Raw genomic sequence first — 16826 nt, forward strand, 5'->3', positions numbered from 1 at the left:
TCTTCAAAAATAACTGAAGGTGACAGCATTTTTAAATGAGGTAAGTTTTTTAACACTTTAAACATTTCATTAATTTATTATTATTTACTCTATCTTGATATTTGTTCTCATAGCTTCTTCAAATATTCCTTCCATTCTTCTTCTTTTTCTTTATAGGAATGCGTTATATGTACTAATATAAATCATTTCAAAATATAAAGAGACTTACGTAAAAAAGGGAAATATACGATTCCCCTCATTTTCAACCGCGTTTTCTTTTACTTTTACAATTTACGACCTATTGGCTCTACAGTCAAATTTCACAAAAAAATGAACCAACTATTTTTTCATCAAATGGTAGATGCAGGTAATTCATCAATATTCATACGAAGTAAACTATAAGGTTTTTGTCGCAGGTCTTTTCCATAATGAAATCTTGCCTGTCGATGTAATTGGTTCACAATGACATATAAGTTTTCATCCGGACCAATCGAAAAAGTATCCGGCCATAAAATTCTCGGATCATGTGCGATGGTTTCCATTGTGCCATTCGGCAATATCTTTCGAATACTATTGTTCTCATAATCTCCAGCATAAACGACCCCTTTTGCATCTGTAATCATTCCATCAGATGCACCTTTTTCTCCCCAATACTCCACATGATAAGGTAGATCCATGTCCGGTATATTTCTGTCTCTCAGGGCCTCTGTTGGGATCGAGAATAGATGACGACTTGTTAGTGGACAAAAAAACAAAACCTTTCCATCAGGAGAAATCGCAATACCGTCAGAAGCCAATCTAAAGGGATAAGTCCCGCCATCTTTATTTCGATTCATCAACACTTTTCCTTCTACTTTCGGTATAAAATAGGGATCGGGTGAAGTTGAATTTGCTCCATTTAACCGTCTAAATGCGTTTCCATTTTCTAAATCTACGACGATAATAGCTCCTGGTCCTTTGGAAGAAGAATCCGTTATATAAGCGTAACCAGCGTTTCCAACACGAAAATCAAACCGGACATCATTCAGGTAAGTTGTTGGCAGGACAACATCCTCTGTAAAGGTATATACTCTTCTAATTGTATTGGTTTTTAAATCAACAGCGACTAATTTCGCCCCACCATTAATTGGTTCAGAAAAATTGGGTGCCCCTGTATCTAATACCCAAAGCGTTCCCCTTCCATCAGCAACTACACTTTGGACACTGATGAAAGTCATTGTGATATTCTCAGGGTTAACCGAATTGGTTTGTAAATTAGGATAAGGCTGCAATATATCCTCAACAATTTCCGCTACCGTAAATTTAACATCGTCTCCCCATTTCGGAAAACAAATAAAAATACGACCAGTTTCCGAAACACTAACACCTGTAGGCATAGCCCCATAAAATGAATAAACTAGTTCTAAATTGCCGAAATATTTTTCACTAGGTAACATAGGTGGTTTCATAATATCCTCCTCAAGCATTCAAACGGGATATCACCTATATATGATTTATATTTTTTCTAGTGCATGTTTCCTAATAAGTTTTTTTATACGAAAAGATTATTGAATTGATCGTTTTCTGAATTTTATAAGTCTGTCAGGAAGAATAAACGCTGAAGATCAGCTGTCTGATCGATCTTCAGCTATAGCTTCCGTTAATGGAATAAGCCTATTATTCACAAAGATTAAATACTCTTTCAAATTCACCATCTATTATTAGTTGTTTAACAACTCTTTTAATATCTTCCCGCCTAATCCTCTTCACTAAAATCATATCGCTTGACCAAAAATATCCCCCATTTAAACACTCACCTGTTTGTTCATTTTTCTCAGGAGAGCATAAGGTTGCTTATACTATACGAGAATAGTAAGCTATATCGGCAACTCTGCCTCTTAAATTCGATTCAGGCAACACCGCTACCAAAGTAAACCTGAGTTTTTCAATTAACTTTTTTGACGGCATATTTTTATTATCTATAGTAGCACATAGGCGTTTAAGGTTTAATGTGCTTTTACAATGCTCAATGACCGCAGAAACCGCTTCATACGCAAAACCGCATCCCCAATGCTCCCTCATGAAGCGATAACCAATTTCGCCAAGGTAACCTTCTGCTATTTCTGGAATCATTACATCACCGATGAATTCATCCGTATCTTTTAATGTGACAGCCCATTTTGTTTCAGTACGATTCCTAACCATTTCTAACATTGAATGTTCATCACGAGGGGGATTAATTCCAAGAAATTCTCTTACTTCATCATTGTTAAACATTTTAATCATATTGGGAAAGTCTTTTTCCGCTCTCGGACGTAAAACCAATCGTTCGGTTTGAATTTTCGGTGCTTCTTTTTTTGCCATGATTTATTCCAGCCTTTCGTACATTATATAAACAATCTATCAATGAGAACGGTATTGAACTTCATCGTTTGTTATCTCCTTATGAAATTTATAATATAATTCGATACCGATTATTTGGATTCCTTCTTCAAGTAACCTGCCCGTTAATCCACTACCTTCAACAAAAAAACGTTAATCCTTTTTAGATCAACGCCCTCTTAACTTGAAGATTGGGGACATAATACATTATTGTCGTGTACCTACATACAAGTAGCTGGACAGCAACAAAAGGTTCCGATGAGGAATACTTTATAAACGACTAAAAAGAAATGACCACAATTGTACTCATCTAGTCATAATGTGGTTATTATTTTCAAACCAATTCCATTCTCCAGGTCCGGACTTAATTTATCCAACCACCGAATATCATCTCCCCCTTTAGCAAGTGGAGAAGTTCCGCGCTGAAAATCATTGTCTAAATAGAGGCTGGCTTTCTCCAGGCTGTAAAGAAAAACTGATCAACCAAATCATAGGGCAGTGGATAAGGAACAATAGTAACCGGACGTTCAATCTGCTCCTTAAGTAATTGGGAGATTTCCTTCAATAGTGGGTGAATCCTATACGCACTTTCTAAAATTGTTCGAAGAATGACAAGGTGTTGATGTAATAATAAGTCATGATTTCTTACGTTTTCGTTCTAAAAATATAGGGGCTATATTTAGTAAGATAGAAACAATTGTCAAGAACCATAGTGCCCTTGCCATACCAGGAACTACATCCGATAAAGCCGCCCAATCTTCCACTCTTACCCACCGAGATACATAACTGTAATCTGCACAAAGTGTTAATGCTGTAAATGATAATCCTAACGCCATAGCGAGCTTATAGTCCTTTCCTGCTGTATACATATAAAGATTTATAAAAGTTGCTACTATTGCAATAACTCCTAATATTACCCACATAACTATTCCCCTCCAATATATTTTTATTTATGTCATGCAATAATGTTCTTCATCTAAATTTCCTATTATTCCTACTAACCTTCCCAACAATGGAAGGTGGAAATTGCCTGGGAACAGTTGGCTGACCTTCAGTTATTGCCCCCTATAGCGGAAGAGTACTCTATCTATTTAAACCGATTAAATCTTTATTTGAACCAAAAACTATAATTAAATTGCAATAGTCCACTTTCCTAGAATGTATCCAGTTAAAAGACATAAAAAGGCGAAATTAACAAGAAAACTATATTTTAAGAATGGGTGTTTCTTTACAATAACTTTTATCTATATCCTCCTAAGTCACTAATAAAAATAAATATCTTTATTCAACTAACCTGCCCTTTAACTTAATACCGATTATTTCAAAAAATGGCATTTTACTCAAGGAAAACTTTAAACAAAAAAGAAGCTTATCCTGCTCCGGATAAGCCCCGTTAATGGAATAATTCTCTTCTATTAGATGGCATTTTTATATTGGTTTAATTGAAAATCATTCAGCTGATTTCCATTTATAAGCCCGTTTACGAAAGATACTAAATATCTGCAGTCCCAGGTAAAAAAGAATTCCAATTGCCATTATGATATTTCCCCAAACCATCCACCCCATTCCAGTCCAACCTCTAATATAGACAATCCCTATAATAAAAGCGATGTAACCTAGAAGCGTTACGACGAAGGGAGTGATTAACACTTTTTTAAACTTTGTAAACAAAAAGTGAACAAAAAAACACGATCACAATTGCACCTAAGACTTCCACAGATGTTACCGATTCCCCCAATAATTCCCTCATACAACAATCTCCCCCCAATATTGACTTTTACATTTAACGTTTACCATTTGTTTTTTAACTGAGCTAAATTAACCAAAATATCGTATGGGCTCAACCGCCTATTCCCTTTGCTAATAATATGAAAAATACAAAAATAAGAACAGCTCCATTCGTTAAAACACCCTCAACAACAATCTGCGTTGGGTCCTCAACACAGCTACACTAATAGCAAATTACTACTGATATAAAGCATATTTGTTCATTGGCACTGTTAAAATTTATTTTATTTTGATAAAAGAAATAAAAATAAGAGCTGCCAATTTTACAGCTTCTTTATAAAGGTTTATCTCTTATCTTTTTTTATTAGTACAATATCATTTTCAGAGACCTCTTCGAATTTAATTACTTTTTCATATGAAATTAAGTCATCATTAGTTGCCCAATCCACTACCGAAGTAATGATATATTCATCTTTTTCCTTGCGGGCGTATAAGTCAGTAGAAATATACTCATTTTCTGTGGGGGCAATTTTATAGTATATATAGGTGTAATTATCTAAATGATGGATAGTGAAACCTTCATTTTGAGACTTAGTTGATATGTCATCCTGAATTTGGGTTGGAACATCCTTGACATTTAGGACTTCGTATTCTACTTTTTGGTTCAGAAATTTAAAAATTGAAAATGAAGCTATAAAGAAAAAAAATATAAATATTATTACTATTGTTTTTTTCAATACTTACCTCCTACTTTACAACTTTATTACTCAGACGAATTATCATAAGCAGCTGTTAACCTGCCCAATTGAACAATGCAGGGGCGACTGCTTGTTCGGCAAACGCCCCCAGTTTGTGTAATATCAATAAATGTGAAAGAGATGCATAAATCGCTACTTCTTTATGGACATATTCGCTGCTTCAAGAGCATGAATATAAGTTGTGTCAAACAGAGGAACATCGGATTCCTCCTGTTTTATCAATAATCCAATTTCTGTACAACCTAATACAATAGCTTTAGCTCCAGTTTCGATTAAACCTTGGATAACTTTTCTATAATAATCTCTAGATGTTTGTTGAACCTTACCTAAACATAACTCTTCATAAATAACCTTATTTACAATCTCTCTTTCATTGTCATTTGGTATGATAACCTTTATACCCTTAGACTCTAAACGTAATTTGTAAAAGTCTTGCTCCATCGTATACCTTGTGCCGAGTAACCCTACTGAATTAATTCCTTGCTCTTTAATTTGATGAGCTGTTGCATCTGCAATATGCAAAATAGGTATATTTATTTTTTCCTGTATATCACCAATAACCTTATGCATGGTATTGGTGCATATGACGATAAAATCTGCGCCAGCTTTTTCAAGAGAGTGTGCAACGTCCCCCAATGTTTCACCAGCCTTTTTCCAGTCACCCTCTGACTGATAACGCTCAATTACTTCAAAGTCAACGCTGTATAAAAGGCATCTTGCAGAATGTAACCCCCCTAATCTTCTTTTCACTTCTTCGTTAATAATCCGATAATATTCAGCAGAGGATTCCCAACTCATTCCACCAATAAGACCAATAACCTTCATGTTAAAACCCCGTCTCAGCCTTTTTTGTTATTCTAATTCAAATCAACGTTCCTATGGAACAAAAATACATCTTCTTAAAACATTCAATAAACTGATTGATAATCCCTACGTAGTATTCAATAATATGGTACTAAAATGAAAATGAACACTTATCCTTGTTACAGAATAGCGCCCAATAACGGAATAACCGTTTTTATTTTACATAAAATTTTTCTTCTAAAGCATTCTCCGCAAGTTTTAAATTTTTCTTTAAATACTCAGGCAATTCCTGGTTTCTCAGGATTTCAGAAGTAGCCATCCATAAAACATCATCAACTTCTTCTGTACTTTTAGCGTATGGCTCCCCCGATTCTGGTCGACACAGAAACACAACATCAATTACATTGATTCCTGCTTGAGTTACAAAAGAGGAACTGTTCACATACTTAAGATCAATAACTTTGATGCCTACTTCTTCAAAAACTTCTCTAATTAACGTTCTTTCAAGGATATCACTTGAAAATCCTTCAACTTCACACTTACCTCCAACTAGTGAAAGCATACCACCAGCATGGTCCTCTTTTTTACTTCTTCGGATTAGCAACCACTTACCATTACGATGAATAGCACCTTCGACATTTACTACAAACATATAAAATCCCTCCTAAAAATATTGGCTACCAATTAAAATCTAACCAACCTTTATTGTATTCAACAAAAGAGGCATAATCCTTCTTGGATTATCGCCCCCTTATAAGCTAATTCATTTTTATTTCTTGTTTTTGTGCATAATCGTTAATTTCTTTTAGTAGGTTTTTTCTATAAATAGATGTACTATATGGAATATCTCTTTGGCTTTCACCACGAAATGTATATTCTGGAAAGATAATGAAGTTCTCTTGGTCCATTTTTTTTATAATAAACTCGTTACCTTCAAACTCACCATTTCTTATATGAACGTTTGAGATGAAATTTATTATTTCATCATATAAATCTTGATACATTATTTCTGATTGTAAAAACCTTTTTATCACGTTATCCATATAACTCACTCCCTCATTTTCCCATAGGACAACATTTACAAAGTATTCTATTAACCTGCCCTTTTCTTGAACAAAGGGCGGCTGTTCCTTCAATGTGAAACGGGGCTGTCCCCCCGACATACTAACGCTTTCGTGTGCCGGGTGTCAGACCCCAAATCCACTTATAAGTATTTATCACTAATCACTTTCAAATGGTGTAACTCGTGCCCGGCAATCCCATATGCAATGATGCCTACCGAAACTGGGCTATCCATTACAGTTCCACTGCGAACCCAAGCTGCATCATCAATGGTTGATATAAGGCTTAGAGTGTTAGAGCGCACCGCTTCTAAACCAGCTAGTAACTGCTCCCAGGATAATTTGTTGAAGTTTGCCATAGAGACGTATTGATCCTGTTCCATTGATGGGAGTGGTTCACTTTCATTTCGTGCAATGGCAAGCATGCGATACGACATCACACGTTCTGAGTCGGTCATATGCCCAATAACTTCTTTTAAAGTCCATTTCCCCGGTGCGTACGCCTTCCTTGCTGACTCCTCTGATACACTGCTTAAGAGTGCATTGGTCTTTGTCCGTTGGTTACTAAATATTTCTTCAATATCTCCATCTGGAACAAGACGAACATACCTATCATGCTCTGGATTATCAATACATAATGGTCGTGGATGCACAAGAATCCTCCTCATTGGAATTAGTTAATTTTGCTTTTAGTCTATTATTCGTCTGGCAAAGGGATATTTCCTTTACTTATGATTTTTACCGCAAAATAATTACTTTATTATCTCTGTACAACTGATTTATACAACTAGTATTGGATTCATTCACTTTAATTCCACTAACCTGCCCGTTAATCCAATAACTTCAACAAAAAAAGCGTAAATCCTTCTTAAATCAACGCCCCCGATTGTTGAATATTCAATGTTTGCGTCATAAACATACTAATCATAAATGATAGGAATTCTTTTTGTCTGTTATCCCTTTTTTTACTGAGACCACATTCAACTATTAAAAGCAATTTATGAAAAGAATGTGCTCTAACAATTACTTAATGAGTCTTTGTTATATAAAACATGCCGTTCTTCTTTATAGACATATTGACAGGAATTAATTTATATCATAAATTATACATATAATAACTATGCATAGATTTACTATGCATTAGGAAGGTGGACTGTATATGAAGATAAGCAAAGAATTGCTAAAGGGTAGTACCACTACTCTTATTTTGAGTTTGCTTAATTCTAAACCAATGTACGGCTATGAAATTATCAAAGAACTGGAATCGAAGTCTAATGGAATTTTTAGTTTTAAGGAAGGCACGATCTATCCCATCCTTCACAGCCTTGAGGAAAAAGAATTAATTGTATCTTACTGGGGCGAAGGGACCGGAAAGAGAAAGAGGAAATATTACAAGATTAATAACCAGGGCAAAGAATTTATTCAAGAAAAAAAAGAAGAGTGGTCCGTTTTCAAGAATGCTGTTGACGAAGTTTTAAGTGGGGAGAAAATCGTATGGGATTAGATAATAGGTTTGAAATGTATATTAGAGATTTGTGTAAACGGATTAAAAATAAGGATGTACATGCCCAAATAAAACTGGAAATTAACGATCACCTTCATACGCTCAAAGAGGAGGCCATGAGTACGGGAATTTCAGAAGAAGAGGCTATAGATCAAGCATTAGCACGTATGGGAGATGCAGGAGTTTTGGGAAAGCAGTTTAACAAAACACATAAAGCACCAATGGATGTGAAAACATTGCTGCCAGTGCTGACAGCTTCTCTATTCGGGCTACTGGTTATGTATTATTTGCAATTCCATTCGGCTTTTACAGAACTTCAAGAACTGAAAGTTTTCAATAAAAGTCTTGGCTTCTACTTGTTGGGTGTCGTGCTCATGCTAAGCATATTTATGTTTGATTACAGAAGATTGATGAAATACTCCAAGCACTTCTATGCGGCAACAATCCTCATACTTTTATTGACCGTTCTCATTGGTGTTAGAGTTGATGATGTGCCATTTTTAAATGTAGGCTTTGCCACTATTAATTTCACTGAAATAACTCCATTCCTTTTGGTCATTGCCTTTGCTGGAATCTTTCATTCTGGGATTGGAATGATAATCGAAAGTCTTGGTTTGGAATAGGTATCATGTCCATACCAATCTCATTAATGGCGACTACAGGTGCCTTCGCAGCTACTATAATTAGCATCATTGTATGCGCTACAATCATGCATACGTCAAGGTCCAGCCTTAAGCAAACTATAACTTTAGCAGTTGTTGCTTCTATATGGCCCATCTGGAATCTGCTGTCTCTTTCTCAGATATACTCCATGGTAAGCTCCTATAAAGCTCTTAAAATAGGTGAGGCTTATTTTATAGGAAGTGCCCTTCAGGTGAGCCCAAGTTTCATTTCTGAGGTCCATACAGATTTTATCTTGGCGTACATCATCTATTCGTTTGGGTGGCTAGCCGCAATCACGGCTATAACCCTGGTTATATTTTTTATTTATAGAATATCGATTACCGCCAAAAGTGTGAATTCACCTTATGGAAAGTTGCTTATTACAGGATTGGCAGCAGTCTTTTCAGCTCAGTTTATACTAAGCCTACTGACGAATCTCGGTTTATCTCCACTCACTGGTGTTTCCGTGCCATTCATGAGTTATGGAGGTTCACATTTATTGCTGGAGATGATATCCGCAGGACTGATTCTAAGTGTATATAGAAGGCGAAGAACCAAGGAGACAGTTTCCTTGACTCACGGTCCGCAAAGTAATTAGAAGCGATCCATAATGGATTCAAGCTGCAAGAAGCCATTACTAAAAATCTCAGACTATTTGCCAGTCTGAGATTTTTTAATGGGCTACTTTATTAATGATAAAAAAGTGCCAAATCCTTTATACTCAAGCGGTTCTTACCGTTGCGGTCTTTAATTACCTTCTTCCACGAACCTGCTACATCTTTTAATAAATTCATTAAAAAAAGCGTTAATCTTTCTTGAATTAACGCCCCCTTTAATTGAAGATAGTTTGAACCTTTAAAGCAACTTCTTTAGGTTTGATATCAATAGATGATAATTTATCTAAATCAACCCACATAGGTAAATATGTACCTCTATCTCTATTTTCATCTATGTACTCTTCGCCTTGTCCAGTTCCGAATTCCCCATTAATTATTTCAGATAGGAAAAAGTATTGGGTTCCGTTGTATTCAAACTGTGCAATGCAGTTATTCACCTTAACTTCTACACCCAATTCTTCCAACGCTTCTCTTTTCGCTCCATCTACCGGTGCTTCTCCATTTTCTATTCCACCACCGGGAAAAACATAATATACTTTTCCCTCTCTAATTCTCTTAATTAGTCCAACCCTATGGTTTTCTACAATTACTACCGAAGCTCTATCTCGCAATCCCATAACCCCTTAATCCGTTATTTTAAAAAATGTGGAGGCAGCTTGTTTAGCAAACGACCCCTATAATAGAAGTTGAAATATCCAGTGAATTACTGTTTTTTATGCATAATAAATTGTGATTTGCTGTATTTAAAACTATTTTTTTCATAGAAAGGTATTAAATGTTCTTCACAAAACAAACTAATTACATCAATATGTGAAAGTTCATCTAACAATTTTGATACGAGTTTTGTTCCAATATGTTCCTTTCGGTATGAACTATGTATAACCACATCTTCAACATAAGCTCTAAATTTCCCGTCTGAGACAGCCCTCGCAAAACCAACAAGGGTTCCATCTACCCACGCTCCTACTGATAGCCCTTTGATTAACATTTCCTCAATATCTTGTTCTTGCCTTTCCCCCCACCAACTTACATCCTGATATAGTTTCATCACACCTTGAGTTTTAATTGCTCTTTCGGTATAGCTCAAAATTTCTGTATTCAAGGTTTGATTCCCCCATGTTTTTACATCAATATTTCACAAAAATCTAACAGAGTTTCTTCTTCAACTAAACTGCCCGTTAGCCGAAGATGCTAACGCTTACTGGCGTAGTGGAGGGAGGCGGCTGCTTGTTCAGCAAACGCTCCCGTTTGTTCAACAAGGAAGAATTATTTTTTCAAATTTTCGAACCACACCAAGGACAAAAATAAATGCTGATACTTGACGTCCCGCCATCATGAATTATCAAACCATAGTCATTATCCTTTTCGTCAAAAATGATTATCTTGTCGGGACATGTAAAGGGGTTCTTATGTATATCACACTCGAAGTTAGCATGATAAGCCATATCCTCACAACAATGCTTTTTCATAATTTCATTTCTCCTTATTTAGTACAAACACTGGTTAGTGAAGTAACGGAAATTCATTATAGTTTGTTAAAATCATTTTCTTGTTTTTGCTGTTCTTTTAATTCTTTTCTAAGGTTCTCTATTCTTTTTAACTTTCTTAAAGTCGATAATGAGAAAAGTGTGACAAGAATATATTTCATTGTAATTTCGTATTTGTTTTGCTGAATAATCCTTTCGATCAAATCTCCCTTTTTTATTGGAAATCACTTAGTTCTTCGAGTAAACTGCCCTTTAACTTAATACCAATTATTTCAAAACCAAGCAGCTTACTCAAGAAAAATTTCAAACACAAAAGAAGCTCAGCCAGCTCATGATAAGCCCCGGTCTTTTGAATAAGAAAAGTAATTGCCCTTTATTTGTACTGCTCAGCAAATAAATCTGTTATTTTCTCATCTTACTTATTCAACAATTGCGCTTTGTTTGCTGAATAGTGAAAAATCCGGATAGAGCTTTAAAAACTGACCAATTTAGTAAATAGATCTTTATGTACTGCTGTCGTTTTTAATATTATTTGGCGTAGTTAGCAAGTGTTTTGTCGCCATTCGCTAGTTACAAAGCATCGTTGGAGAGTTACTATTAATCTGTACCATTAGCAAAGAAGGACACGCTTAAACTACTAATGAAAATAGATAAAGGAGGCCCATATGTATGACGTTCTATACCTCTGATCGTATAAAAATCCCTGCAGGATTTTGGACAGGATTACGTCAATTGGGAATAGTCGCCAACGAGGTAGTTCAAAAAGCACAATTGCCAATCTCCATTGTTTCCGATCCATTTGTCACCACAGCCCAATATTTTGCGATCTGGCAGGCTTTTTCCGAACTCATTGATGACACCTCCAAAGGAATCATCAAGCTCGCGACATCCTTTGAAACAGATCATTTCCCTCCGACTGTCTTAGCAACTTACCACGCTCGTGACTACCGTGATGCTTTAAAGCGAATGGCCAAGTACAAACAACTTTGCCCACCTGAAAGCTTACATATCACCGAGGAAGATGAACACTGTACAATTGAAATAAAAACATTTCATAGTGAACAACCCGGTCTGTCCATATTAATTGGCATTACTTTGGCATTTCTTCTCGAACTGGGGCGCCGGGGCACAGGTCAACCTTTGACAGCAAAGTTAGTAGAATTTTCTACCCATTCAATTGGCGACATGCAGATACTTGAAGATTACTTCGGCTGCCGAATTCAGATCGGTACAAATTGTAACAGGTTGACTATACATCGAGCAGATCTGGATCGTCCCTTTGTCTCGTATAATGCAGAATTGCTAGAGATACTGACTCCGGTACTCGAACAGTCGTTGAATGAGCAGCCACGCAGCCCTTCAATTAGCGAGACGGTCAAGTGGATCATGAAACGTAGCTTAGCAGGAGGTCGCCCTGACATTCAGACTATTGCGAGCGAGTTAGGGATAAGTGATCGAACCTTGCAACGACGGCTTACTGAAGAAGGCACAAGCTTCAAGCATTTGTTAGTAAAAGTTCGACATGAGGAGGCAAGAGAATACCTGGCAGACCCGTCGTTGGATATTAAAGAGGTTGCCTTTTTGATTGGATATGAAGACCAAAACTCATTCTACCGCGCCTTTCACATATGGGAAGGTGCTACCCCTTTACAATGGCGTACTGAACATCTCGGTGCAAACTTGATAAATTGACTAGTTTACTTTTCGACACTGTATTATCAGCAGGATAACTGAATAAGAACTACAGAGGAAAAGGAATATCTTTCAATCTAAAAGGAGCAATGTATTATGGATATGGACTTAAAAAATAAAACAGCTTTAGTCACTGGTTCAACAAGAGGGATCGGTAAAGCAATTGCCATTGAACTTGCAAAGGAAGGTGTTAATGTACTAATTAATGGACGAAATTACGAAGAGGTAGAACGAACTGTAAATGAAATTAAGCTAGAGTTCCCTGATATCCTCCCTCAAAATGCTGCTGCCGATATTGTAGATAATCAACAAAGGGAAGCATTATGTAAAAAACATCCCCAAATTGATATTTTAGTTAACAATATGGGGATTTATGAAATTATGAAGTATGAGGACGTTGACGATGAAGTATGGGAAAAGTATATCCGTACTAATGTTCTTGCAGCAAATGGACTATCCAAATTTTACTTACCTAAAATGATAAAAAATAATTTTGGCCGAATTATCTTTATTGCGAGTGAAGAAGCAGTTATGCCATCGGGACAAATGCCTCAATATTGTATGACAAAATCAATGCTATTATCATTGTCAAAAAGCCTATCTAAATTAACAATAGGAAAAGAAGTTACAATCAATACCATCTTGCCAGGACCATCGCTCTCTGAAAATGTGCATCATATAATTGAGGGGATGTATCCAAATGAAGATATGACTTTTTCAGCAAAAGAGAAAGAATTTATGACTAAAAATCTACCTCAATCTGAAATTCAACGATTTATCAAGCCAGCTGAAATAGGTAGATTAACTACCTTTATATGTAGCCCTTATGCTTCCGCTTTTAAAGGTTCTCCGATTCGTATGGATGGAGGCATGGTACCGACTATTTTCTAGCACTTTTTCCCTTACTTACCTCTCAAGGTGAGTAAGAATCCTTGCAAAAAACAAATCTTCGTTAAACGATCAACAATCTGGCCTGATTGTTGAAAACTTATTTCCCATAAATAAAATCTCTATTAAGATGCATTACTTAATAGAAAATTATTTGTTATTACATAGTAAAAGTCTACTCTGTAATAAAGATTTGTTCTATTAACTGGCCAAATACAGGAAAAGGACGCGTACTTCAATAAACGCCCCCGTTTGTTGAACACTTTAATACAAGATAAAGTCTCTACTTTCTCATAGTAAACCATCAAATCAAGCCAATTAGATACCAAAAATCAACGACTTTCATCCTACCGCTTCCTTTATTAAGTATGATAAAAAGCCAGCACCTAATGTTGGCTTTCAATCTTTCTTATTCAATTAAAGCACTTGCATGAAATAAGCACCTTATACCAATTAGTCTCTAATGGTTGACTCAATTTATTTAATTAATTCGCTCGAAAAGCTTCCTGATAATACTCCTTTAATTCAGAGGCATTATCTTTCCATTCCACTGGATGTCCGTTGACTATCTGGCGAAGGACATCCAAGCACCGATGCCATCCTGCAGCGGTATTAACTGCCCAGGAATCGTCGTCAAAAGTATGGGTGAAGATCATTAGAGAACCTTTATCCCTTTCCTGCAAAGATATGTTCACTAGATCACCTTCTTCACGGAAACCAAATAAATATGGCTTTTCTAACTCAGTAATGGTAGCCTTATAAGTCGTTCCTTCTCCGTCATCGAAGTCAATTTTGCCCCCAAGTCTGACATCCATCTCTCCAGTGGCAAAAGGGTACCATTGGGAGAAGTACCTCGGAGTTGTAATAACAAGGAAAACATCTTCTGGCTTTTGAGGGAAAAATCGTTCAAATCTTAAAGCATAACGACCATTTGATTCATGTAATGTACCATACTTATTCATCATTTCATCTCCTTTTCTTTATCCTTGAAGTTTCTCCAGCTACTAATTCAAAAAAACAAACTAATGTTTGTTCAGCTCAGGAAAATATCAACCATTTATTCCATGCTTTTAAAGTACCATAATACTTAAACCGCAGATTATAATGTTCCATTCGTTCTTTAGTGTTGATGTTTTTTATTCGAATTCCCTCCCAAGTTCGAATAATATCAAGCCTATAATGGCAGTAAAAAAATAACTAAATGCACCAATTCTTTTCGTTTTAATATCAACCGTTTTCTGCTCGAATTTTTTTATGTAGTCAAAGATTATCCACAAACCTATTAAAGGAACTATCCCTAACAAATAATTATCTACTATATGAAATAACGTAAAAACTGTCACTACTGCAAATGCTACATTGCTCAATATTGTTTTAATAATAGTCACTTCCCAAAATGCTTCTTGTTTAATTAACCTTCCCTTTAATGGAGTATCGATAAAGCTGAAGAATCGACCCATTATTAGCTATCGCCACGATTAATTCAAGTGTAATTTTTCACAATCTAACTTCAAACACTGTCAATCAACTTTTTCACAGCACTTACTACCACTTCTGGTTCATCATTTTGTATATAATGAGCACTGTTTTCAGCAATCACCAATTCACCTACATAGGATATTTCAAGTATCTCTTTCTGCATTTCATTCCATAACTCTTGTGATTCCTTTGAATAATGAGCTTTTTTTCCAGCTGAAAGAACAATTAGTGGGACATTTAATTTAAGTCTAGTGTCTTTCAACTGCTTTAAGCTCTCCATAAATTCATCATAATTTCCTTCATAAATGAATTGCTTATTGTAAGCTTGTTGAAAATCCTCTGACATTGTTGGGAAAAATCTTTCTCTATAATCTTCAGGTGTAGAATCAATCAAGACAAGTCCACAAACTTCATTTTGATATTCAGTTGCAAACATTCTCAAGTTTACTCCACCAAAGGAATGGCCTACTAATATATAGGGGGGATTAATGTCGGTTTCAATAAGAAGTTCCTTCAATTCTTTTACCATCTCACCGCTAGTTCTGGGATTAGAACTTGTCTCACTTTTCCCAAGTCCCGCTCTATCATAAATTAGAACATTAGAGAGCATTGAAAGATCTTCGATTACTGAATCCCAAGCCTTCGAAAAATCACCATATCCAGCATCCATTACAACAGTTGGTTTTTCATGATTTTCTCCCACCAATTTTGCATATAGTTTACAACCATTTATTTGCACTAACATTTCTTTAGTCATTTAATCTATCCCTTCATTTGGCCAACTATCAATAGCATAAAAGCTGCTTTTTCGCCTAAACTGCAGCGATAATCGAATCAAGAAGCTACCGACATTCAGATCGGAGAAATTATAAATATCGAAGTCTCTTAACCAAACACCTGAGCAGCAATTCCAAATAATTCACCATTTCTCTGTGGCACCTTAGTGGAATTAAACATCATAATGGGTGGATTACTCACGTTTACAAACCCGCATTTCTCTACGGCTTCCATAAACACTCCATTACCTGATGGTATATCGATCCTTAATTTGCCTTGATGTCCAATAGCCAGCTTTTCTAGAATCATAGATGCTACCTGAGCATCCGGTGCTATAATGGGACCTATTATTAGATTGATAGGGCCTAATATAGATAATCCAAAACCTATAATGTTCCCTATGGTATCTTTCACCATTACACAATCCTTGGATTGATTAATTCTATGTTCAAGAAAGCTGCTTCTTTTATCTCCATAAGCCTCTTCATCTAACTCAATTATTTTATATAAGTCGCTCTCATTAAATTGTTCAATGATAACTTTTCTATTGGCTCGATTAGAAGTTGAATAGGTATCACATATGTACTTGTGCACATGGTCAACGATTTGAAATCCCATTTTTTCATAGAGAGGCTTTCCGTTTTCAGTTGAAATTAGCATAATTGAAAAGTCACTTGAAAGAGAATTCATACATTGTTGTGTCACTTCTTTTCCTAATCCCATTCCTCTATATTCTTTGTTGACTATGACCATACCAATAGAGGCTAGATTCGTTTCATAAGGGATAATGGCTGCGCTTGAAACAATCTTACCCTCATTATTTTTATGGCCAAATACTTTACCAGATGACATAACAGTCCAAATCTCGTGTTCATCATAATCCCACCCAACTGATTCAGACAGTCCAATTAAAGCCGGGATGTCTTTTTTGTCAAACTGGACTAAGTGTAACTTCGCCATCTTACTTGTAATCATTAAATTCTCTCCTTAATCGATTCCATATTGAGAGTATTACTTTCTTCCCCAGT

20 protein-coding genes are annotated in these 16826 nt (G+C 35.9%); 5 read left to right on the top strand and 15 right to left on the bottom strand.

The window, feature by feature from the left end:
- Window positions 1-329: 329 nt before the first annotated feature.
- From FZC88_RS18725 to FZC88_RS18760, 8 genes are all read right to left on the bottom strand, one after another.
- On the bottom strand, window positions 330-1445 hold the full coding sequence (locus tag FZC88_RS18725; RefSeq protein ID WP_397541205.1) for an L-dopachrome tautomerase-related protein: 1116 nt from the start codon (window positions 1443-1445) through the stop codon (window positions 330-332).
- A gap of 367 nt (window positions 1446-1812) precedes the next feature.
- Entirely contained in the window at window positions 1813-2322 is a 510-nt protein-coding gene (locus FZC88_RS18730) for a GNAT family N-acetyltransferase (RefSeq protein ID WP_148996002.1), read from the bottom strand.
- A gap of 653 nt (window positions 2323-2975) precedes the next feature.
- Window positions 2976-3263 carry a hypothetical protein gene (locus FZC88_RS18735; protein ID WP_148996003.1) on the bottom strand — a complete coding sequence of 96 codons (288 nt, stop codon included), beginning with the start codon at window positions 3261-3263 and terminating at the stop codon, window positions 2976-2978.
- A gap of 1149 nt (window positions 3264-4412) precedes the next feature.
- Window positions 4413-4805: a hypothetical protein gene (locus FZC88_RS18740; RefSeq protein WP_148996004.1), complete on the bottom strand. Its 393-nt coding sequence runs from the start codon at window positions 4803-4805 to the stop codon at window positions 4413-4415.
- 153 nt (window positions 4806-4958) lie between these two features.
- A complete protein-coding gene (locus FZC88_RS18745) occupies window positions 4959-5651 on the bottom strand; it encodes an aspartate/glutamate racemase family protein (RefSeq protein WP_148996005.1) in 693 nt (230 codons plus the stop codon).
- A gap of 193 nt (window positions 5652-5844) precedes the next feature.
- Window positions 5845-6282: an NUDIX domain-containing protein gene (locus tag FZC88_RS18750; protein ID WP_148996006.1), complete on the bottom strand. Its 438-nt coding sequence runs from the start codon at window positions 6280-6282 to the stop codon at window positions 5845-5847.
- Window positions 6283-6388: 106 nt separating this feature from the next.
- Window positions 6389-6673: a hypothetical protein gene (locus FZC88_RS18755; protein ID WP_148996007.1), complete on the bottom strand. Its 285-nt coding sequence runs from the start codon at window positions 6671-6673 to the stop codon at window positions 6389-6391.
- Window positions 6674-6834: 161 nt separating this feature from the next.
- On the bottom strand, window positions 6835-7344 hold the full coding sequence (locus FZC88_RS18760) for a DinB family protein (protein ID WP_148996008.1): 510 nt from the start codon (window positions 7342-7344) through the stop codon (window positions 6835-6837).
- A 506-nt stretch (window positions 7345-7850) separates the two neighbouring features.
- On the opposite strand from FZC88_RS18760, the gene FZC88_RS18765 reads away from it, so the two are divergent.
- Genes FZC88_RS18765 through FZC88_RS24580 form a run of 3 tightly spaced genes read left to right on the top strand, consistent with a single transcriptional unit; the run spans window position 7851 to window position 9456 of the window.
- Window positions 7851-8195: a PadR family transcriptional regulator gene (locus FZC88_RS18765; protein WP_125479584.1), complete on the top strand. Its 345-nt coding sequence runs from the start codon at window positions 7851-7853 to the stop codon at window positions 8193-8195.
- Window positions 8186-8818, top strand: a complete 633-nt coding sequence (locus tag FZC88_RS24575) for a permease prefix domain 1-containing protein (RefSeq protein WP_262371974.1) — start codon at window positions 8186-8188, stop codon at window positions 8816-8818. Before FZC88_RS18765 ends, FZC88_RS24575 begins: the two co-directional genes overlap by 10 nt.
- 5 nt (window positions 8819-8823) lie before the next feature.
- Window positions 8824-9456 carry an FtsW/RodA/SpoVE family cell cycle protein gene (locus FZC88_RS24580; protein ID WP_262371975.1) on the top strand — a complete coding sequence of 211 codons (633 nt, stop codon included), beginning with the start codon at window positions 8824-8826 and terminating at the stop codon, window positions 9454-9456.
- 234 nt (window positions 9457-9690) lie between these two features.
- Here the strand turns inward: FZC88_RS24580 and FZC88_RS18775 are convergent, their stop codons facing one another.
- From FZC88_RS18775 to FZC88_RS24760, 3 genes are all read right to left on the bottom strand, one after another.
- The gene (locus FZC88_RS18775) at window positions 9691-10086 is read right to left on the bottom strand and encodes an NUDIX hydrolase (protein ID WP_148996009.1); all 396 of its coding nucleotides are present in this window, start codon (window positions 10084-10086) and stop codon (window positions 9691-9693) included.
- Window positions 10087-10178: 92 nt separating this feature from the next.
- Window positions 10179-10577: a GNAT family N-acetyltransferase gene (locus FZC88_RS18780; RefSeq protein WP_262371976.1), complete on the bottom strand. Its 399-nt coding sequence runs from the start codon at window positions 10575-10577 to the stop codon at window positions 10179-10181.
- Between the two features lie 172 nt (window positions 10578-10749).
- Window positions 10750-10944: a DUF6980 family protein gene (locus FZC88_RS24760; RefSeq protein ID WP_148996010.1), complete on the bottom strand. Its 195-nt coding sequence runs from the start codon at window positions 10942-10944 to the stop codon at window positions 10750-10752.
- 687 nt (window positions 10945-11631) lie between these two features.
- Here FZC88_RS24760 and FZC88_RS18790 point away from each other — a divergent pair.
- Window positions 11632-12654, top strand: coding sequence for an AraC family transcriptional regulator (locus FZC88_RS18790; protein WP_148996011.1), 1023 nt, complete (start codon window positions 11632-11634; stop codon window positions 12652-12654).
- Between the two features lie 96 nt (window positions 12655-12750).
- Window positions 12751-13545 (top strand): SDR family NAD(P)-dependent oxidoreductase, encoded by a 795-nt coding sequence (locus FZC88_RS18795; protein WP_148996012.1) that lies wholly within the window; start codon window positions 12751-12753, stop codon window positions 13543-13545.
- A 482-nt stretch (window positions 13546-14027) separates the two neighbouring features.
- Here FZC88_RS18795 and FZC88_RS18800 read toward each other — a convergent pair whose 3' ends face one another.
- The 4 genes from FZC88_RS18800 to FZC88_RS18815 form a co-directional block, all read right to left on the bottom strand.
- Window positions 14028-14504: an SRPBCC family protein gene (locus FZC88_RS18800; protein ID WP_148996199.1), complete on the bottom strand. Its 477-nt coding sequence runs from the start codon at window positions 14502-14504 to the stop codon at window positions 14028-14030.
- Window positions 14505-14678: 174 nt separating this feature from the next.
- Complete coding sequence (locus FZC88_RS18805) at window positions 14679-15002, bottom strand: hypothetical protein (RefSeq protein WP_148996013.1); 324 nt, start codon at window positions 15000-15002, stop codon at window positions 14679-14681.
- Window positions 15003-15052: 50 nt separating this feature from the next.
- The gene (locus FZC88_RS18810; RefSeq protein ID WP_148996014.1) at window positions 15053-15778 is read right to left on the bottom strand and encodes an alpha/beta fold hydrolase; all 726 of its coding nucleotides are present in this window, start codon (window positions 15776-15778) and stop codon (window positions 15053-15055) included.
- A gap of 128 nt (window positions 15779-15906) precedes the next feature.
- Entirely contained in the window at window positions 15907-16773 is an 867-nt protein-coding gene (locus FZC88_RS18815; RefSeq protein WP_148996015.1) for a GNAT family N-acetyltransferase, read from the bottom strand.
- Window positions 16774-16826: the final 53 nt, after the last annotated feature.

The sequence above is a fragment of the Rossellomorea aquimaris genome, assembly GCF_008180865.1.
Lineage (GTDB): Bacteria > Bacillota > Bacilli > Bacillales > Bacillaceae_B > Rossellomorea > Rossellomorea yichunensis.